The organism is Shewanella aestuarii (genome assembly GCF_011765625.1).
Taxonomy (GTDB): Bacteria; Pseudomonadota; Gammaproteobacteria; order Enterobacterales; family Shewanellaceae; genus Shewanella; species Shewanella aestuarii_A.
Window position 1 is genome coordinate 158,724 of sequence record NZ_CP050313.1, and the last position, 18,777, is coordinate 177,500.

The 18,777-nt window shown below is 42.0% G+C and carries 29 protein-coding genes and 1 pseudogene (1 of these 30 cut by a window edge); 24 read left to right on the plus strand and 6 right to left on the minus strand.

Annotation, left to right across the window (positions count from 1 at the left end; genetic code table 11):
• Positions 1–5 precede the first annotated feature (5 nt).
• The 20 genes from rplP to rplQ all read left to right on the plus strand — a co-directional run bounded on the left by rplP (position 6) and on the right by rplQ (position 9,530).
• Positions 6–416 carry a 50S ribosomal protein L16 gene (gene rplP / locus HBH39_RS00785; RefSeq protein WP_167674697.1) on the plus strand — a complete coding sequence of 137 codons (411 nt, stop codon included), beginning with the start codon at positions 6–8 and terminating at the stop codon, positions 414–416.
• Positions 416–607: a 50S ribosomal protein L29 gene (gene rpmC, locus HBH39_RS00790; protein ID WP_115134503.1), complete on the plus strand. Its 192-nt coding sequence runs from the start codon at positions 416–418 to the stop codon at positions 605–607. Before rplP ends, rpmC begins: the two co-directional genes overlap by 1 nt.
• On the plus strand, positions 607–855 hold the full coding sequence (rpsQ, locus tag HBH39_RS00795) for a 30S ribosomal protein S17 (RefSeq protein WP_167674699.1): 249 nt from the start codon (positions 607–609) through the stop codon (positions 853–855). The genes rpmC and rpsQ overlap by 1 nt, the downstream gene beginning before the upstream one ends.
• Positions 856–1,033: 178 nt before the next feature.
• On the plus strand, positions 1,034–1,402 hold the full coding sequence (gene rplN, locus HBH39_RS00800) for a 50S ribosomal protein L14 (RefSeq protein ID WP_011494644.1): 369 nt from the start codon (positions 1,034–1,036) through the stop codon (positions 1,400–1,402).
• A gap of 11 nt (positions 1,403–1,413) precedes the next feature.
• The gene (gene rplX, locus HBH39_RS00805; protein WP_167674701.1) at positions 1,414–1,728 is read left to right on the plus strand and encodes a 50S ribosomal protein L24; all 315 of its coding nucleotides are present in this window, start codon (positions 1,414–1,416) and stop codon (positions 1,726–1,728) included.
• A gap of 13 nt (positions 1,729–1,741) precedes the next feature.
• Positions 1,742–2,281: a 50S ribosomal protein L5 gene (rplE, locus tag HBH39_RS00810; RefSeq protein ID WP_167674703.1), complete on the plus strand. Its 540-nt coding sequence runs from the start codon at positions 1,742–1,744 to the stop codon at positions 2,279–2,281.
• 10 nt (positions 2,282–2,291) lie between these two features.
• Complete coding sequence (gene rpsN / locus HBH39_RS00815; protein ID WP_167674705.1) at positions 2,292–2,597, plus strand: 30S ribosomal protein S14; 306 nt, start codon at positions 2,292–2,294, stop codon at positions 2,595–2,597.
• 23 nt (positions 2,598–2,620) lie between these two features.
• Entirely contained in the window at positions 2,621–3,013 is a 393-nt protein-coding gene (rpsH, locus tag HBH39_RS00820; protein ID WP_167674707.1) for a 30S ribosomal protein S8, read from the plus strand.
• Between the two features lie 10 nt (positions 3,014–3,023).
• On the plus strand, positions 3,024–3,557 hold the full coding sequence (rplF, locus tag HBH39_RS00825; protein WP_167674709.1) for a 50S ribosomal protein L6: 534 nt from the start codon (positions 3,024–3,026) through the stop codon (positions 3,555–3,557).
• Positions 3,558–3,567: 10 nt separating this feature from the next.
• On the plus strand, positions 3,568–3,918 hold the full coding sequence (rplR, locus tag HBH39_RS00830; RefSeq protein ID WP_167674711.1) for a 50S ribosomal protein L18: 351 nt from the start codon (positions 3,568–3,570) through the stop codon (positions 3,916–3,918).
• A gap of 11 nt (positions 3,919–3,929) precedes the next feature.
• A complete protein-coding gene (rpsE, locus tag HBH39_RS00835) occupies positions 3,930–4,433 on the plus strand; it encodes a 30S ribosomal protein S5 (RefSeq protein WP_167674713.1) in 504 nt (167 codons plus the stop codon).
• Positions 4,434–4,439: 6 nt separating this feature from the next.
• The gene (gene rpmD, locus HBH39_RS00840) at positions 4,440–4,622 is read left to right on the plus strand and encodes a 50S ribosomal protein L30 (RefSeq protein WP_167674715.1); all 183 of its coding nucleotides are present in this window, start codon (positions 4,440–4,442) and stop codon (positions 4,620–4,622) included.
• 2 nt (positions 4,623–4,624) lie between these two features.
• Complete coding sequence (rplO, locus tag HBH39_RS00845; RefSeq protein ID WP_167674717.1) at positions 4,625–5,059, plus strand: 50S ribosomal protein L15; 435 nt, start codon at positions 4,625–4,627, stop codon at positions 5,057–5,059.
• A 7-nt stretch (positions 5,060–5,066) separates the two neighbouring features.
• Positions 5,067–6,407 (plus strand): preprotein translocase subunit SecY, encoded by a 1,341-nt coding sequence (secY, locus tag HBH39_RS00850; RefSeq protein WP_167674719.1) that lies wholly within the window; start codon positions 5,067–5,069, stop codon positions 6,405–6,407.
• A 22-nt stretch (positions 6,408–6,429) separates the two neighbouring features.
• A complete protein-coding gene (gene rpmJ / locus HBH39_RS00855; protein WP_006083579.1) occupies positions 6,430–6,543 on the plus strand; it encodes a 50S ribosomal protein L36 in 114 nt (37 codons plus the stop codon).
• Between the two features lie 118 nt (positions 6,544–6,661).
• The gene (gene rpsM, locus HBH39_RS00860) at positions 6,662–7,018 is read left to right on the plus strand and encodes a 30S ribosomal protein S13 (protein WP_167674721.1); all 357 of its coding nucleotides are present in this window, start codon (positions 6,662–6,664) and stop codon (positions 7,016–7,018) included.
• 17 nt (positions 7,019–7,035) lie between these two features.
• Positions 7,036–7,428, plus strand: coding sequence for a 30S ribosomal protein S11 (gene rpsK / locus HBH39_RS00865; RefSeq protein ID WP_011635661.1), 393 nt, complete (start codon positions 7,036–7,038; stop codon positions 7,426–7,428).
• 31 nt (positions 7,429–7,459) lie between these two features.
• Entirely contained in the window at positions 7,460–8,080 is a 621-nt protein-coding gene (gene rpsD / locus HBH39_RS00870) for a 30S ribosomal protein S4 (protein ID WP_167674723.1), read from the plus strand.
• Between the two features lie 24 nt (positions 8,081–8,104).
• Positions 8,105–9,094 (plus strand): DNA-directed RNA polymerase subunit alpha, encoded by a 990-nt coding sequence (locus tag HBH39_RS00875; RefSeq protein WP_167674724.1) that lies wholly within the window; start codon positions 8,105–8,107, stop codon positions 9,092–9,094.
• Positions 9,095–9,134: 40 nt separating this feature from the next.
• The gene (gene rplQ, locus HBH39_RS00880) at positions 9,135–9,530 is read left to right on the plus strand and encodes a 50S ribosomal protein L17 (RefSeq protein ID WP_167674727.1); all 396 of its coding nucleotides are present in this window, start codon (positions 9,135–9,137) and stop codon (positions 9,528–9,530) included.
• A 1,167-nt stretch (positions 9,531–10,697) separates the two neighbouring features.
• On the opposite strand, the gene ccmE is transcribed toward rplQ, so the two are convergent.
• The 5 genes and pseudogenes from ccmE to ccmA form a co-directional block, all read right to left on the minus strand.
• Positions 10,698–11,195, minus strand: coding sequence for a cytochrome c maturation protein CcmE (gene ccmE / locus HBH39_RS00885; RefSeq protein WP_167674729.1), 498 nt, complete (start codon positions 11,193–11,195; stop codon positions 10,698–10,700).
• A pseudogene (gene ccmD, locus HBH39_RS00890) lies at positions 11,192–11,391 on the minus strand (heme exporter protein CcmD). Before ccmD ends, ccmE begins: the two are co-directional and overlap by 4 nt.
• On the minus strand, positions 11,391–12,137 hold the full coding sequence (locus HBH39_RS00895; RefSeq protein WP_167674731.1) for a heme ABC transporter permease: 747 nt from the start codon (positions 12,135–12,137) through the stop codon (positions 11,391–11,393). The pseudogene ccmD and the gene HBH39_RS00895 overlap by 1 nt, the downstream one beginning before the upstream one ends.
• Positions 12,138–12,824, minus strand: coding sequence for a heme exporter protein CcmB (gene ccmB, locus HBH39_RS00900; RefSeq protein ID WP_167674733.1), 687 nt, complete (start codon positions 12,822–12,824; stop codon positions 12,138–12,140). It lies immediately after the preceding gene.
• Positions 12,825–12,833: 9 nt separating this feature from the next.
• Positions 12,834–13,484: a cytochrome c biogenesis heme-transporting ATPase CcmA gene (gene ccmA / locus HBH39_RS00905; RefSeq protein WP_167674735.1), complete on the minus strand. Its 651-nt coding sequence runs from the start codon at positions 13,482–13,484 to the stop codon at positions 12,834–12,836.
• Between the two features lie 328 nt (positions 13,485–13,812).
• Here ccmA and HBH39_RS00910 point away from each other — a divergent pair, with 328 nt between their 5' ends.
• Positions 13,813–14,106 carry a c-type cytochrome gene (locus tag HBH39_RS00910; RefSeq protein WP_167674737.1) on the plus strand — a complete coding sequence of 98 codons (294 nt, stop codon included), beginning with the start codon at positions 13,813–13,815 and terminating at the stop codon, positions 14,104–14,106.
• 155 nt (positions 14,107–14,261) lie between these two features.
• Here HBH39_RS00910 and ccmI read toward each other — a convergent pair whose 3' ends face one another.
• Complete coding sequence (ccmI, locus tag HBH39_RS00915; RefSeq protein WP_167674739.1) at positions 14,262–15,536, minus strand: c-type cytochrome biogenesis protein CcmI; 1,275 nt, start codon at positions 15,534–15,536, stop codon at positions 14,262–14,264.
• Between the two features lie 414 nt (positions 15,537–15,950).
• On the opposite strand from ccmI, the gene HBH39_RS00920 reads away from it, so the two are divergent.
• The 3 genes in view from HBH39_RS00920 to nrfF are tightly spaced (at most 13 nt apart) and all read left to right on the plus strand, a layout consistent with a single transcriptional unit that may run on beyond the window.
• Entirely contained in the window at positions 15,951–17,921 is a 1,971-nt protein-coding gene (locus HBH39_RS00920; RefSeq protein ID WP_167674741.1) for a heme lyase CcmF/NrfE family subunit, read from the plus strand.
• Between the two features lie 13 nt (positions 17,922–17,934).
• Positions 17,935–18,492 carry a DsbE family thiol:disulfide interchange protein gene (locus tag HBH39_RS00925; protein ID WP_167674744.1) on the plus strand — a complete coding sequence of 186 codons (558 nt, stop codon included), beginning with the start codon at positions 17,935–17,937 and terminating at the stop codon, positions 18,490–18,492.
• Positions 18,489–18,777: the 5' portion of a heme lyase NrfEFG subunit NrfF gene (gene nrfF / locus HBH39_RS00930; RefSeq protein WP_167674746.1), read on the plus strand. The gene runs 185 nt beyond the window's last position; the window shows 289 of its 474 coding nt (coding positions 1–289); its start codon is at positions 18,489–18,491; the stop codon falls past the right edge of the window. Before HBH39_RS00925 ends, nrfF begins: the two co-directional genes overlap by 4 nt.

Genomic DNA, 18,777 nt, shown 5'->3' on the forward strand with positions numbered 1-18,777 from the left:
CTTTAATGCTGCAACCTAAACGTATGAAGTTTCGCAAGATGTTCAAGGGCCGCAACCGCGGTCTAGCGAACGGTACTGAAGTTAGCTTCGGTACTTTCGGTTTGAAAGCAGTCGGCCGTGGCCGTTTAACTGCTCGTCAAATCGAGTCTGCACGTCGTGCCATGACACGTCACATTAAACGTCAAGGACAAATTTGGATTCGAGTTTTTCCTGACAAACCAATTACCTCTAAGCCTCTTGAAGTGCGTATGGGTAAAGGTAAAGGTAACGTTGAATACTGGGTATGTCAGATTCAACCTGGTAAGGTTCTTTATGAAATGAACGGCGTATCTGAAGCATTAGCGCGTGAAGCGTTTGCTTTAGCTGCTGCGAAATTACCATTAAAGACTACCTTCGTAACTAAGACGGTGATGTAATGAAAGCGAGCGAACTAAGAGAAAAGAGCGTTGAAGAACTTAACGCTGAATTACTTGGTCTGCTGCGTGAGCAGTTTAACCTGCGTATGCAACACGCTACTGGTCAATTGAGCCAAACTCATCAATTGAAAACAGTGCGTCGTAACATTGCACGTGTTAAGACCATTATTACTTCTAAGGCAGGTGCGTAATGTCTGATAAAATCCGTACTTTGCAAGGTAAAGTAATTAGCAACAAAATGGACAAGTCTATTACTGTTGCTATTGAGCGCCAAGTGAAACATCCTATTTATGGGAAGTACATTAAGCGTACTACTAAGATCCATGCACATGACGAAACTAATCAGTGTAATGAAGGTGATATCGTGACTATTAGTCAGTGTCGTCCTTTATCTAAGACAAAATCTTGGACCCTAGCTGAAGTAGTAACTAAGGCCTAATTTTATTAGGTTATTCTAAACGGCTCCAATTTTTTGGGGCCGTTTGTTTTTTTTACTATGCAATCCGATATTGTGGTGTTATACTTGCGCGCCATTTTTGAGTAAAACTATCCTCAAATTTGGTCAAATATTGTCCCAATAATGGGATTTGTGTAGTAACGATAGCGGAGCACTTAAAATGATCCAAATGCAATCGACTCTAGACGTCGCATGTAACAGTGGCGCTCGTCGAGTTCAGTGTATTAAGGTCTTGGGTGGCTCTCATCGTCGTTATGCCGGTATCGGCGACATCATCAAGGTTTCTGTTAAAGAAGCAATTCCTCGCGCTAAAGCGAAGAAAGGTGATGTATATAACGCGGTGGTAGTCCGTACTAAGAAAGGCGTACGTCGTCCAGACGGTTCTGTCATTCGCTTCGATCGGAACGCAGCGGTTTTGCTAAACGCAAACCTTGCACCGATTGGTACTCGTATCTTTGGACCAGTGACACGTGAATTGCGTACTGAGCAATTTATGAAGATTGTTTCACTGGCACCTGAAGTACTGTAAGGAGCTTCAAAATGGCAGCAAAAATCCGTCGCGAAGACGAAGTAATTGTATTAGCAGGTAAAGACAAGGGCAAACGTGGTAAAGTTTCTCAAGTTCTACCTACTGGTAAATTAATTGTTGAAGGCATCAATCTTGTTAAAAAACACCAAAAGCCTAACCCTCAATTGGGTGTGACTGGTGGCGTTATCGAGAAAGAAGCACCGATTCAAGCATCAAACGTAGCGATCTTTAACCAAGCCACAGGCAAGGCAGATCGTGTTGGTTTCCGATTTGAAAACGACCAAAAAGTTCGTTTTTTCAAGTCGAACAGCGAACTCGTTAAGTAATTTGGAGTAAACGATGGCGAAACTGCATGATAAATATCAAGAGACTGTAGTTGCTGAACTAGCTAAAAAGTTCGGTTATAGCAGTGTCATGCAAGTCCCTCGGATTGAAAAAATCACCCTTAATATGGGTGTTGGCGAAGCTGTTGCAGATAAGAAAGTTATGGAGCACGCGCTTCGTGATATGACTGCAATCGCTGGTCAAAAACCAGTTGTAACTGTTGCTCGTAAATCAGTTGCTGGTTTTAAAATCCGTGAAGGCTACCCTATTGGCTGTAAAGTTACCCTACGCGGTGAGCGTATGTGGGAATTTTTAGAGCGTTTAGTTGACATTGCAATTCCACGTATTCGTGATTTCCGTGGCTTAAGCGCTAAAGCGTTTGACGGCCGTGGTAACTACGCAATGGGTGTGAAAGAACAGATCATCTTCCCAGAAATCGATTACGATAAGATCGATAAGATTCGTGGTATGGATATTGTTATCACTACTACTGCGAAGAATGATGAAGAAGGTCGTGCTTTGTTAGACGCATTTAACTTCCCATTCAAGAAATAAGGGTAGCATAATGGCTAAAACATCTATGAAAGCACGTGAAGCAAAACGTGCACAGCTCGTAGCTAAATATGCTGAAAAGCGTTTAGCACTTAAAGCTACTATCAGTAGCCCAGAGACTTCTGACGAAGATCGTTGGGATGCAGTACTTAAGTTGCAAGCACTACCACGTGATTCAAGCGCATCGCGTCAACGCAATCGCTGTAATCAAACTGGTCGCCCACATGGCGTTTTACGTAAATTCGGCTTAAGCCGTATTAAATTACGTGAAGCTACTATGCGCGGTGAAGTTCCTGGTCTGCGTAAGGCCAGCTGGTAAGACTTGTCACGGAGTAAGCTAATATGAGCATGCAAGATCCTATTGCGGATATGTTAACCCGTATTCGTAACGGCCAAGCTGCTAACCACGTATCTGTAAAGATGCCTTCAGCTAAGTTAAAAGTAGCAATCGCGAAATTACTTAAAGAAGAAGGTTTCATTACTGACTACGCCGTAGCAGACGAAGCTAAGCCTGAATTAGAAATCACTTTAAAGTATTTCCAAGGCAAACCAGTCGTTGAGACTATCCAGCGCGTAAGTCGTCCTGGTCTTCGTATTTACAAAGGTAAAGACGAGTTACCAAAGGTGATGGGCGGTCTGGGTATCGCAATCGTGTCCACTTCTAAAGGCTTGATGACTGATCGTGCCGCCCGCCAAAATGGCACGGGTGGCGAGGTTATCTGCTACGTAGCGTAAGGAGTTAGTAATGTCTCGTGTTGCAAAAGCACCAGTCACTATCCCTGCTGGCGTAGAGGTGACTTTAAACGAACAGACTTTAACTGTTAAAGGCAGTAAAGGAAGTCTGACTCGAGTAATCAACAATGCGGTAAATATTGTTATTGAAGATGCACAAATCAAGTTTGGTCCAGTTGAAGGCGTTGTTAACGCTTGGGCTCAAGCTGGTACTGCTCGTGCACTAGTTAACAATATGATTGTTGGTGTCTCTGAAGGTTTTGTTAGAAAACTAAAATTAGTTGGTGTTGGTTACCGTGCAAAAGTTGCTGGTAGCGATCTAGACTTAACGTTAGGTTTCTCACATCCATTAGTACACAAGCTACCCGCAGGCGTTACTGCTGAGTGTCCTACACAAACTGACATCGTGCTTTCAGGCGTTGATAAGCAGTTAGTAGGTCAAGAAGCAGCCAACATTCGTGGCTATCGTCCACCAGAGCCTTACAAAGGCAAAGGTGTTCGTTATGACGACGAAGTTGTACGCCGTAAAGAGGCTAAGAAGAAGTAGGTAACGCGATATGGATAAGAAAACATCTCGCTTACGTCGCGCTTTGCGTGCTCGTAAGAAGATCCAAGAGCTAGGCGTGAATCGTCTGGTTGTACATCGTACACCGCGTCACATTTATGCTCAGGTGATCAGTCCTGAAGCTCAGGTGTTAGCTGCTGCATCAACTGTCGAAAAAGCAGTTAAAGAGCAACTAAAGAGTACCGGAAACGTAGATGCGGCTAAAGCAGTAGGTAAAACTGTTGCTGAGCGTGCGATCGAGAAGGGCGTGACTACTGTTGCGTTCGACCGTTCTGGTTTCAAGTATCACGGTCGCGTAGCTGCATTAGCAGACGCTGCTCGTGAAGCTGGCCTGAAGTTCTAAGGGGTTATAAAATGGCTAAATTAGAAGCTCAGCAAAAAGACGATCTGCAAGAAAAATTAATTGCAGTTAATCGTGTTTCTAAAGTAGTTAAGGGCGGTCGTATCTTTAGCTTCACAGCACTAACAGTAGTGGGTGATGGTAACGGTAAGATTGGCTATGGCTATGGTAAAGCGCGCGAAGTTCCAGCTGCTATTCAAAAAGCAATGGAAAAAGCCCGTCGTAATATGGTTAACGTTGAACTGAATGCTGGTACTTTACATCACCCAGTTAAAGGTCGCCATACTGGTTCGCGTGTTTACATGCAACCAGCATCGGAAGGTACCGGTATTATCGCCGGTGGCGCAATGCGTGCCGTATTGGAAGTTGCAGGCGTTCATAACGTTCTGTCTAAAGCATACGGTTCTACTAACCCGATCAACATCGTTCGCGCAACAGTCGATGCGTTGGTGCACATGAAGTCACCAGCTCAAATCGCTGCAAAGCGTGGCCTGAGTGTTGATGAAATTCGGGGGTAATGCACCATGGCTACTAAAACAATTAAAGTAACACAGACTAAAAGCAGCATCGGTCGCTTACCAAAGCACCGTGCATGTTTAGCGGGTTTAGGTCTGCGTCGTATTAACCACACTGTAGAACTTGAGGATACACCTTCAGTTCGCGGTATGGTTAATAAAGTTTACTACATGGTTAAGGTGGAGGATTAATAATGCGTTTAAATACTCTATCTCCAGCTGCAGGCGCTAAGTCTGCTCCTAAGCGTGTAGGTCGCGGTATCGGTTCTGGTTTAGGTAAAACTGCTGGTCGTGGTCATAAGGGACAAAAGTCTCGTTCTGGCGGCGGTCCACGCGTTGGTTTTGAAGGCGGTCAAATGCCTCTTAAAATCCGTTTACCTAAGTTCGGTTTCACCTCGCGCAAAGCTTTGGTGTCAGCTGAAGTTCGTTTACTCGAACTAGCAAAAGTTAACGGTGATGTTATCGATTTGAACGCTCTGAAAGATGCGAACGTAATTACTCGCAACATCCAGTTTGCGAAAATCGTTCTTTCAGGTACCATTGAGCGCCCTGTGACTGTAAAAGGTCTAAAGGTAACCAAAGGTGCACGTGCAGCTATTGAAGCTGCCGGCGGTAAGATCGAGGAATAATACGTCGATGGCAAAACCAGGACTTGATTTAAAAAGCGCGAAAGGTGGTCTTTCTGAATTGAAAACTCGCCTTCTGTTCGTGATTGGTGCGATAATCGTCTTTAGAGCGGGTTCGTTCGTGCCAATTCCTGGTATTGACGCAGCTGTATTAGCAGAGCTTTTTGCTCAGCAAAAAGATACCATCCTTGGCATGTTTAACATGTTCTCGGGTGGTGCTTTAGAGCGTGCTTCTATCTTTGCATTGGGTATCATGCCTTATATTTCGGCATCGATTATCATGCAATTATTGACTGTTGTGCATCCTGCACTTGCTGAATTGAAAAAAGAAGGTGAGTCAGGACGTAAGAAAATAAGTCAGTATACAAGATATGGCACACTTGTGTTGGGTACACTGCAATCTGTCGGTATTGCTACAGGTTTACCAAATTTAATGCCTGGCCTTGTTGCCAACCCTGGATTTGGATTTTACTTTGTGGCAATTGTAAGCTTAGTGACAGGAACTATGTTCCTTATGTGGCTAGGTGAACAAATTACCGAACGTGGTATTGGTAATGGTATCTCGATTCTTATTTTCGCAGGTATTGTTGCAGGATTACCATCGGCTATCGGCTCAACAGCCGAGCAGGCGCGTCAAGGTGACTTGAATGTATTGGTACTACTGTTGCTCGCAGTTATTGTATTTGCTGTTACATACTTAGTGGTATTTGTGGAGCGTGGACAACGTCGTATCGTTGTAAACTATGCCAAGCGTCAACAGGGCCGAAAGGTTTTTGCTGCGCAAAGCACCCACTTACCATTAAAAGTTAATATGGCAGGTGTAATACCTCCAATTTTTGCATCCAGCATTATTTTGTTCCCAGGCACACTAGCTCAGTGGTTTGGTCAAAATGAGTCCTTGTCATGGTTAAGTGATTTCGCTTTAGCTGTGTCGCCAGGACAACCGCTGTATTCATTATTGTACGCGACAGCAATTATCTTTTTCTGTTTCTTCTATACTGCGTTGGTTTTCAATCCACGCGAAACAGCGGATAATCTGAAAAAGAGTGGTGCATTCATTCCTGGGATCCGTCCTGGTGAACAGACTTCGCGTTACATTGATAAAGTAATGACACGCTTAACCCTTGCGGGTGCGTTGTATATTACGTTTATCTGCTTAATTCCGGAGTTCATGTTAATTGCGTGGAAAGTACAGTTCTATTTTGGCGGTACTTCACTACTAATTATTGTAGTCGTAATCATGGACTTCATGGCTCAGGTTCAGACCCATATGATGTCTCATCAATATGAGTCTGTGATGAAGAAAGCTAACCTTGTGAACAAAGCGAATTTAGATCGCTTTGGCAAATAGTTAGCTTTTACGGAGTGATGAAATGAAAGTTCGAGCTTCCGTGAAGAAGATCTGCCGTAATTGCAAGATCGTCAAGCGTAGTGGTGTTGTACGCGTTATCTGTGTTGAACCAAAACACAAACAGCGTCAAGGCTAAGTAAGAAGTTTGGTCAGCTCAATTATGGGCTGACCAAAAAAATTGTTTGCAAATCTGTCATCTGTCGAGTATCCTTTCGGGCTTTTCGCAGATGGCCTTTAACTTTAAGGAGTGCATAGTGGCCCGTATCGCTGGCATTAACATTCCTGATCAAAAGCATACAGTCATTGCATTGACTGCTATCTTTGGTATTGGACGTACAAGCGCAAGAGCAATCTGCGCAGCTACTTCAATTGCTGAAGATGCTAAGATCAAGGAATTGAGCGAAGCTCAAATCGACATTCTACGCGAAGAAGTTGCCAAATATGTTGTAGAAGGTGACTTACGTCGTGAGATTTCAATGAACATCAAGCGTCTTATGGACCTTGGTTGTTATCGTGGTCTCCGCCATCGTCGTAGCCTGCCTCTTCGTGGGCAACGTACTAAGACCAATGCGCGTACGCGTAAAGGTCCACGTAAACCAATTAGAAAGTAACGGGAAGGTAAACCAAAATGGCTAAAGTTCCGTCACGTTCTCCGCGTAAGCGCGTACGTAAACAGGTTGCAGATGGCATGGCTCATATCCATGCGTCTTTCAACAACACAATCGTAACCATTACCGATCGTCAAGGTAATGCTTTATCTTGGGCTACCTCTGGTGGTTCTGGTTTCCGTGGTTCACGTAAATCGACCCCGTTTGCTGCGCAGGTTGCGGCAGAGCGTGCAGGTATTGCTGCGCAAGATTATGGTGTTAAAAACCTTGAAGTTTTTGTGAAGGGTCCAGGTCCAGGACGTGAATCAGCGATTCGCGCACTGAACGCAGTTGGTTATAAAATTACCAACATTACTGATGTGACACCTATCCCTCACAATGGTTGTCGTCCACCTAAAAAACGTCGTGTATAACACCTCGTTATAGGATAGTTGGAGAAAGATCATGGCAAGATACTTGGGTCCTAAGCTCAAGCTCAGCCGCCGAGAAGGTACAGACCTTTTCTTAAAAAGCGGTGTGAGAGCAATCGATTCGAAGTGTAAGCTTGAAGCTGCACCAGGACAACACGGCGCTCGTAAGCCTCGTTTGTCTGAGTACGGTTTACAGTTACGCGAGAAACAAAAAGTTCGTCGTATTTATGGTGTGCTAGAAAAGCAGTTCCGTAACTACTATAAAGAAGCTGCACGCTTAAAAGGCAATACTGGTGAAAACCTATTGCAACTTTTAGAAGTCCGTTTAGATAACGTTGTTTATCGTATGGGTTTCGGAGCTACTCGTGCAGAATCACGTCAGCTAGTAAGCCATAAATCAGTTATGGTTAACGGTCGTGTAGTTAACATTCCGTCATTCAAAGTGTCTGCGAATGATGTTGTAAGCATCCGTGAAAAATCACGCACTCAAGCTCGTATCAAAGCGGCTTTAGAAGTGGCTGGTCAACGCGAAAAGCCTACATGGGTAGAAGTCGACAGTGCGAAAATGGAAGGTGCTTTCAAGCGTCTGCCAGAACGTAGCGATTTGTCTGCGGATATTAACGAACAGCTGATCGTCGAGCTTTACTCTAAGTAAAGCTAACAAACAAGAGAGGACACAATGCAGGGTTCTGTTACAGAATTTCTTAAACCGCGTCTCGTTGAAATTGAGCAGGTTAATTCAACTCGCGCTAAAGTTACACTAGAGCCACTAGAACGTGGTTTTGGCCATACCTTAGGTAACGCGTTGCGTCGCATCCTATTGTCGTCTATGCCCGGCTGTGCAGTTACTGAAGTCGAAATAGATGGCGTACTGCATGAATACAGCAGTAAGGAAGGCGTACAAGAAGATATCCTTGAGATATTGTTAAACCTTAAAGGTTTAGCAGTAACTATCGAGGGGAAAGACGAGGCTATGCTTACATTAAGCAAGTCCGGCGCAGGCCCTGTTACAGCAGCAGATATCACGCATGATGGCGATGTTACCATTATGAATCCTGATCATATTATCTGTCATTTAACAGGTAATAATGATATCAGCATGCGTATCCGCGTTGAGCGTGGTCGTGGTTATGTGCCAGCTTCGGCTCGTGCACAAACTGAAGACGATGATCGCCCAATTGGTCGCCTGTTGGTTGACGCTTCATTCTCACCTGTTGCTCGCATTGCATACAATGTAGAAGCAGCTCGTGTAGAACAGCGCACAGACTTAGATAAGCTCGTTATTGATATGACCACAAATGGTACTATCGATCCTGAGGAGGCAATTCGCCGCTCAGCAACAATTTTAGCAGAACAGCTAGATGCGTTTGTTGATCTACGTGAGCCTGCAGCTAAGCCTGAGGAAGATGATAAGCCGGAATTCGATCCGATATTGTTGCGTCCTGTCGACGATTTAGAGCTAACTGTACGTTCGGCTAACTGTTTGAAAGCCGAAGCGATTCATTACATCGGAGATCTGGTACAACGCACTGAAGTTGAGTTACTTAAAACGCCAAACTTAGGTAAGAAATCTCTTACTGAAATTAAGGACGTTTTAGCATCTCGCGGACTGTCGTTAGGTATGCGTCTTGAAAACTGGCCTCCAGCTAGTTTAGCAGACGACCTATAAGTCTCAGGTTAGTACAGATTAAGGTTATAAGGATTAGGTCATGCGCCATCGTAAGAGTGGTCGTCAACTAAACCGCAACAGCAGTCATCGTCAAGCTATGTTCCGTAACATGGCATGCTCACTAGTTCGTCATGAGTTAATCAAGACAACTGTAGCTAAAGCGAAAGAACTGCGCCGCGTAGTTGAGCCTCTAATAACACTAGCTAAAGTAGACAGCGTTGCAAATCGCCGTTTAGCTTTCGCTCGTACCCGCGACGCTGAAGTTGTTGGTAAGTTATTTACTGAATTGGGTCCACGCTTCCAGGAACGTCCTGGTGGTTACACTCGTATTCTTAAGTGTGGTCTACGTACCGGTGATAAAGCCCCAATGGCTTACATCGAGTTAGTAGGTCGCCCTGAAGCTGCTGAAGCTGTTGAAGTTGAAGCTGCTGAGTAATCTTAGGATTACTTAATAAAAACCGAGCTTAGGCTCGGTTTTTTTATGCTCGTAATTATTTTTTGTTGTGATATACCATTCGCATTCTTTTAGTTAATAGTTCCTAATGGTATATAGTTAGCTTGAATTCGACATCAGTAATGAATTATTTCACTTCGCTTATAAGCTTTACCTAGGGAATATTTAGGGATGGATATACCTATGGAAGTTGAAGTCCTTTATCTTTGTTATTCCGATAAAGCTCTAAAGCTTTTTACTCAAGTCTAGATTTGGCGTCAAATTTGTAAATGATCAGCCTTGAGTGTCCTATCAATAGAGCATTAACTTCCTTCCTAGGCGTTTGTTATCTATGCTATTGGAGGATAAACTAGTCTGTCAGGTCTGCGCATATTAACTCGGCTGGCATTTGAATTTTCTTAAAATAGTATTCCTCTGCAATTTGATAAATATAGCTTTGATACACAAGCCTAACTTTTCTATAAACGACATCAACTTGTCGGTATTTTACTGGCTCATTTGCTGACAGCTTGATTTGAGATATGCTCAGACGGGTATCATCTCATAAAATATCACCTGAATTTTCAACATTGATTGAGCCTTACTGAATAGCCTTAATTCATGCAATTTACGGTTTAAATCTATCTTGATGGTGCAAAAATCATTGATGGGTTACTTCCACTATCAGTTGAGATTTATGCTGGCGAATTATGTATTGGTTACTCTTTTACTGATGTGACTTTATCTGAGTGTCATAACTCATAGTATTTTTACAATTTATATCTTAGCTTCATTCAAACTTGGATAGTCGGATGTTAGTATCTATTCAGTTTTTAAATATCAAAAATTTGCTCTATTGATACATTGCATAAACAATTACCTCGTCTTCTGATGCTTTGTTTTAGTTGGTAATGCAATAGCCTTTGTATAGGTTTGCAAGGTTTACGAAGGTTATAGTGATTGCTATGAAGCATGATAATTTTTGGTCGTCGCCGTAACTCTGATGTAATTGTCAAACCTTCTCGTGTCAGCTAAGTGTATATTTAATCAGATTCGGCTTAATCTATAGGTGGATGAGTAAGATAATTAGATTACGATAGCTTATGACTACAAATTTGAGGTAAAAAAATGCCAATCAAAAGATTGGCATTTGGGGATTTAAGTAAAACTCTACTGGTATTTATACCCTTTAGATTTCTCTTGCTCTGGATACTCCAGTTTCTGATGAGTTTGTCCCATCGCTTCAGCAACTTCTGGAGGCATGTAGTTTTCATCATGCTTTGCTAATACTTCGGTTGCTTCGAGTTTACCTGATTCTATCAACACGCCTTGAGCAACAATACCTTGACCTTCACGAAATAGGTCCGGTAATAAGTCATCAAAGGTTACAATGATCTCACCACCGGCTGCGTCATGAATTGCAAATTCAACGTATAAACTTTCAGGATCGCGGATCATTGACCCGACCGTCACCATCCCGCCAACGCGTATCCGTTGACCTACTTCAGGCTTAACGCCAGTGTCATTCTTACCGTTAACAATTTCATATGGGGTATAAAATAAATTTAAGTTTGAGTTAAGCGCATATAAAAGCAGTGATGCAACTAATGAAACACCCGCGATTAATGCCACTACTAGAGTGAGTCTTTTTTTTCGTCTAGGATTCACGATTTATTACCTCTTGATTCTTTAAGTCTTGCTTCGCGGGCCATTTTGGCTGCAATTTCTGTTAGTACTTTACGTTTTCTGCGAGCACTCATAATAATGAGTACTGCTAAGCTTGAAAAACTGACACCATAGGCTAGCCATACAAAGAAGGCATAACCCCCATATTGAAAAAATCGCTAATTGAATCAAATTGCATTATTTGCTTACCTCTTGTATTGCTAATTCCCTAACCCAAGGACGCATAGCGTTACGTGCAAGGACTTCAGATCTAAATCTAACTAATGTTATGGCGCCAATCATCATCCCAAAACCGAATATGTTAATTAGTAGTGGGTAAAGCATGTCGCCTGTCATTGTAGACTTTTCGGTAATTTTAATCGTTGCAGGTTGATGTAAGCTGTTCCACCACTCAACTGAGTACTTGATAATAGGGATATTAATTACGCCAACTATGGCTAAAATACCTGCTGCTCTTGCAGCTAAAACCTTATCTTCAAAGGATGCATAAAGTGCAATAACGCCCAGATAAAGAAATAACAATACTAATTCAGATGTCAAGCGAGCATCCCATACCCACCAGGTCCCCCACATGGGTTTACCCCAAGCAGAACCGGTAAATAAAGCAATGAAAGTGATGACGGCACCAATTGGTGCAATCGATGCAGCGGCCCAATCCGCAGCTTTAATTTGCCATACGATACCAATAAAAGATGCTGTAGCCATGCCCATATAGGCAGCCATAGACATAGAAGCAGCTGGTACATGAATGTAGATAATACGGAAACTATCGCCTTGCTGGTAATCCATTGGAGCAAATAGTAAACCCCAAGTAGTACCTACTCCAATCATTGCGATTGCTAAACATGCAAACCAAGGAAGCAAAGTACCAGCAAGTTTGTAAGAACGCTCTGGATCAGCGTATGAATTAAGCCATTTCCACATTTAGTTTGTACTCACTCTTAATGATGCACCAATAGCAAATGGTGCCAAGATTAACGATCCGACCAACATGGCGCCAATAATAGCGAGTTGACCAGTGTAAGGTAAATTAAGTCCAGCGGCATCGATTGCGCTTGTCGCAAAAATTAATACTGGAATGTATAAAGGTAAAATTAGCAAGCTTAGCAATACCCCGCCTTTGCGGAGACCAACGGTTAATGCCACACCAATCGCACCCAATAATGATAACACTGGAGTGCCTAGCGCAAGAGTAGCCATTAATGCTCCATAACTGTTTGCATCTAGATGAAGTAATACTGCAAGAAGCGGTGCAACCAAGATCAAAGGTACTCCTGTTAAAATCCAATGAGCTAAGACTTTTGCCAATACTAAGATTACTAGTGGTTGTGGACTCAATAACATTTGTTCCAAGCTGCCGTCATTATAATCTGCTTTAAATAAGCGTTCTAACGACAACATTGATGCCAACAATGCTGATACCCAAATAATACCTGGTGCAACACGAGTTAATACTTGTGGCTCTGGTCCTATACCAAGTGGGAATAGTGTTACAACCAAAATAAAAAATAGTAACGGGTTAAAAATATCTCCCCGATGTCTAATTGCAATTTTCAAATCACGCTGCAAAAGGGTGATAAATGCACTGGTATAGCTTATGCCTCTGTTCATTTCAGCACCTTATATGAAACGGTAATCAAGTTTGATTTTACGCAGTCGTGGTTCGGTAATTAAACTCATATCTTGATGAGTTGTCATTATCACGCACCCGCCATTGCTTACATGTGTTAAGAATAATTTTTCTAATTCTTCAACACCTTTTTTGTCAATGGCTGTAAATGGTTCATCCAAGATCCAAATTTTACAGTTGGTGTGCCACATTCTTGCTAAGGCTGTTCTGCGATGTTGTCCCGCAGATAAATGCCCTGCAAGTGCCTCTTCAAACCCGCTTAAATTCACTTTTGCTAATATGTCAGAAGTATTGTGATTATCATAACCACTGATTCTTAAATTGAAGTTAAGATTTTCCTCTGCAGTTAACTCGCTTTTTACGCCAGCTAAATGTCCGATATATAAAAGTGCCTCGTTAAACTCATCCCTTGAGTGAGTAATGTTGTCATTGAGATACTTAACATCACCCGCATAGGGGCGAGATAGCCCGGCTAGAATGCGTAATAAACTTGTTTTGCCTGCCCCGTTAGGACCTTCAATTTGTACTATATCCCCTGAATTGATATTGAAACTGAGTTCGTCAAATAAAACACGTTCTTCTCGAATACAGGTTAAGTTGTGAGCACTGATCAAGGGGGTGGTAGATGTTGTTTTTGTCACTGAACCCTCTGTTTACGACTGCTATATATGCTGAAAGATATTAACATAAACAGTATTATGCAGTTACCTTTGCTAGAAATTATGTTTGAGCTATTTGAGCTAGTTCCAATAATATTAATAAACTTTGAACTTTTTCATCATTTCCTAATATATTAATTAATCTTACCTTATGATTTTTATTTCAACATCAAGTTGAGATAATTATCACAAAAAGGTGAGTTTTCTTGCCGTATGTAGTAATCTACCCACGCTAAAACATTAGTCTGCCTTCAAAAATGACACGGCAGAGATAAGCTTTGTAAGTATTTGCAATTTAGGAACGTTGAACATGAAAAAATTGTTAGCAATGACTGCAGTAGCTGCATTAACTTTGTCTGCAAATGTATTTGCTCAAGAAGGTGAAGCTGTTTATAACAAGGCATGCCAAGTATGTCATAGTATGGGTGTTGCTGGTGCGCCAAAGTCTCATGACGTGGCAGCTTGGGAGCCTCGCTTAGCAAAAGGGATGGATGCATTAGTAACATCAGTTAAGTCTGGTTTAAATGCTATGCCACCAGGCGGTATGTGTACTGATTGTTCTGATGAAGATTACAAGAACGCAATTGAGTTCATGTCTAAGTAATTCTTCTTAAGAATGTAAAAACCGGCTAAGCAGCCGGTTTTTTTATGTCTGTAGTGGGTTAAATTGTGCGGTTTTACCTTGTAGCTGGCACAAAAAAGCCACATTTATATGTGGCTTTTGGGTTGATTAACAATAATTAATCATCAATTTAGTGGTTATTGAACCAAAGTGTTTAATGTGAGTGTTGCTTGCTGGCCAACTTTTACAGCATCGATAACGCCTTTAATGTCTCCTGTTTGCGGTTTCACACTGCCATGCTTAGATAGTACAGCAATAATTTCAACTTCATTTGCGCTGCTAAGTGTTACATCACTACCCATTGAGGAGCTGTCATCTAGTGTAACGGTTAATGGTAATGCACTTGCACTTACTTTCGTTGCAGCTAAAGGAATTTTTGGTCCTGTGGTTGCGCGTGCAAAAATAAATACCTCATCAGTGGCAGCAACTTTATCTGCTAACTCAGGCGAAATTTGAACAACCACATTGACTGTTTTAGCTGTAGCGGCCGCCGGTTGTGTTTGAGCAGGTTTTTTCATCGGATTGTGATTATCATCGTTCGGCATTACGCCCGTTTCAGATTGCATGCTCATTTTTGCTGACGCAATAGCATTCATTAGTGCGGTTCGATCAACATCCTGACGGTTACTATCTAGGATTAATTGCCATGCATCAATTGCATTTTGGTATTGAGCATTGAAAAATGCATCCATGCCGACGAGCAATAACGTTGAGGGATCTTGAGCATCTAGCGCCAAAGATTGGTCAATGATTGCTTGAATAGCTGGGGTGATTTTTTGATTATTTTGATAGTACATTGCCGTGGCTTTAGGCCCTAATAATTCTGCGTGAGTGCCAACGAGTTCCATCACTTTGTCAAACGCTGCAATCGCTAAAGAGTACTGACTAGATGAAATATAAGCATGACCCAGACTAAACCAAGCTTGGCTATTTTCAGGTTGTTGCTGAACCTGTGCTTCCATCATTTGTACACGCTGAGCCATGATTTGTTCAGCCGTCATACCTTGATGTGGACTTTGGGCTTGAGGAGGGTTTGAAAGTTCGTTGTATGCACCAAGCTGTTGGTAAAAATAGCCAGCTAATGCAACCACTGCAACTGTCATTAACGATGGCCATAAAATGCTTTTAGGTTTTGCGGCGCTAAGTGAGTCATCACCTTTATGCTTCATATCCTGCAGCAGGCTAATTTCGAGTTCTTGTTTTAAAGCATCAAATTCAGTTTGATCAAGTAACTCTTCTTTTAATTCCTTCTCTAGGATAGATAGCCGTTCATTGAATAGCTCGAGGTTCGTTTGTTTACGCACTCCCGACTCTTCTGCTTGTAGCATTTTTTGCTGACGGAAGTGGGGCACCCAAATCATAATTAAACTGATGATGAGGACAAGCGCGATAAAAATCCAAAATGTGGTCATCGTTTCAATATTCACTTTTAGTTTATAGGAAAGCGGAACTCCGCTGAGCTTGAGTGCTCGATTATACGTAAAGATTATTCATTGAACAGTAATATAAGAGAGATATAAAACGCAATCCTGATAGTTGAGCACTGGTTCACAATTTAGTTACCAGATGTAAATTTGTAGAAACTATCAGACAGTTTGTTAGTCATAGACATTGATATTGTAATCAGTTGTTTTTAGATCATTACTGGAACTGATAATGAGACAAGTAACCCAGTTTTACACGAAAGTGGCAGACATCAGCACTAGCAAGCTCTAGAATGTTTTAAAATTCGTTTAAGCTAATGTGCGTATATTCGGATATGCTCATATGAAACTTAACGTGGTTTGTAAAAATCAAATCAATGTTTATTTAACTAAGGAATACCCATGATTCCAGAAATTGGACATTTTTCACTGATTATAGGCTTGGCGTTTGCCATCCTTTTAACCAGTGTTCCATTAATCGGTTCGTTCAAGAAAGATCCGTATTTGGTCAGATATGCTTGGCCACTTACTTACGGCATGTTCTTTTTTATCTTTGTTTCAGTAATAACGCTTGGTTATAGCTTTGCTGTTGATGATTTCTCTGTTGCTTATGTAGCTCATCATTCAAATTCTCAGCTTCCTATCTTCTTCAAAATCGCTGCTGTATGGGGTGGTCATGAAGGGTCGTTATTATTTTGGGTATTCTCATTATCTGTCTGGGCAGCAGCTGTTGCTTTATTCAGTAAAGGCTTAGAAGAAGTTTTCACAGCGCGCGTTCTCGCTGTATTAGCAATGATTATTGTTGGTTTTACACTATTCATGTTGCTAACTTCTAGCCCATTTGAACGATTATTCCCAATTCCAATGGAAGGAAGAGATTTAAATCCAATGCTGCAAGATGTTGGACTAATCTTCCATCCACCTATGCTATATCTTGGTTATGTGGGCTTCTCTGTAAGTTTCGCATTTGCTATCGCTGCGTTAATGAGCGGTAGCCTTGATTCTGCATGGGCTCGTTGGTCTCGTCCATGGACATTAGCTGCTTGGGTATTCTTAACCGGTGGTATTTCTCTTGGTTCATGGTGGGCTTATTACGAACTCGGCTGGGGTGGCTGGTGGTTCTGGGATCCAGTTGAAAACGCATCGTTTATGCCTTGGCTAATTGGTACTGCTTTAGTCCACTCCTTAGTGGTTACTGAAAAGCGTGGCGCGTTCCGTAACTGGACAGTTTTACTTTCAATCTTCGCTTTTTCACTAAGTTTGTTAGGTACCTTCATTGTCCGTTCAGGCGTATTGACTTCTGTCCACTCTTTTGCAGCTGATCCAAGTCGGGGTATGTTTATTCTACTTTTACTTGCAATCGCTATTGGTGGTTCACTGACTCTATTCGCATTCCGAGCCAGTGAAATGAGCAGTCCTGCACGATTTGATTTGAAATCGAAAGAGACCATGTTGCTGGTATGTAATGTCTTACTAACTGTTGCAGCGGGTACAGTGTTACTTGGTACTTTATATCCGTTACTTATCGATGCTTTAGGCATGGGTAAAATCTCGGTAGGACCTCCATATTTCAATGCCGTATTTGTACCAATCGTATTAGTGCTTTTTGGTTTTATGGGAATTGGTCCAATTATTCGTTGGAAAAAATCTAAGCAAGGCGAGATCAAACGTCAGTTATTGATCCCAGCCATTGTTGCAATTCTATTTGGTTCAGCTGTGCCATTTATGATGGGTGGTGAATTCAATATTTGGGTTGCCTGTGGTATGGCTGCTGCCATGTGGGTTACCTTAGCAACATTCCGAGCTGCTTACGGTATGGTGAAAGATAAAGATGGCGCGATCAGCTTAAATCGTATTGGTCGTAGCCAAGCAGGAATGATCATTGCACATTTAGGTATCGCTGTTTCTGTTGTTGGCGCAACCATGGTGTCTAACTACTCAGTTGAGCGCAGCGTTCGTATGGGGCCTGGTGTTAGCCAAGAATTAGCAGGATATACCTTTAAATATCTTGAGACTAAAAATGTTGTTGGTCCAAACTACACAGCGCAACAGGGCCAAATTGAAGTTTATCAAGACGATAAGTATGTCACCTTGTTAAAGCCGGACCGTCGCCAGTATAATGTCCGTACAATGGACATGACTGAAGCAGGTATCGACTGGGGCTTGTTCCGTGACCTCTATATCACCATGGGCGATCCAATCAGTACTACAGAATTTGCCGTACGTCTAAATTACAAACCCTATGTGCGTTGGATTTGGTTCGGTTCAATTTTCATGATGGTGGGTGGCTTTATCGCAGCATCAGATAAGCGATATCGTGTAAAGAAAGTCGCAACTGAAACCGAAGCAAAAGCAAAGTTAGCAACGGCATAATTACGGAGAGTTTATGAAAAAGTTGGTGCTGTTTTTACCACTAGCGATATTTTTGGTAATGGGAATATTCTTATATCAAGGTTTATTTCTTAATCCTCAACAGTTGGATTCAGCATTAGAAGGAAAGCCGATACCGGCTTTCCAACTTGAGAGACTTGAAACTCCAGGTGAGATGTTGACCGAAGCAGATATGAAAGGACAAGTTGCACTGTTGAATGTTTGGGCCACTTGGTGTCCAGCATGTAAATACGAGCATCCCTTTTTAACTATGCTATCTCGCCGTAATATTGTACCTATGTATGGTATTAATTACCGTGATGATCGTGCTGCGGCTATTAAAGAGTTAAAGCGAGAAGGTGATCCTTATACCACTAACTTCTTTGATAAAGACGGACGCTTAGGTTTAGACCTTGGTGTTTATGGTGCGCCTGAAACATTTGTAGTGGATCATAACGGCATTATTCGATTCCGTTATGCAGGGCCAATTGATCAAAATATTTGGCAAAACACACTGTACCCAATGGTTCAACAGTTACAAGCCGAAGCTAAAGCCGAAGGAGCGACTTCATGAAGCAAGTGAGTTTAACAATTGTCTTTATAGTAGGTTTGCTATTTAGCAACACGTTATTGGCAACACCTGTTGATACTTATGAGTTTAAATCTGACAGTAATCAGAAACGTGCGCTTTCATTAGCGCATTCATTGCGTTGTCCGCAATGTCAAAATCAAAACCTAATTGATTCCAATTCACCGGTTGCCCAAGACTTACGTTTAGAGGTATATGAAATGGTCGATGAAGGGAAGTCAGACGATGAAATCGTTGAGTTTATGACTAGCCGTTATGGTGATTTTGTAC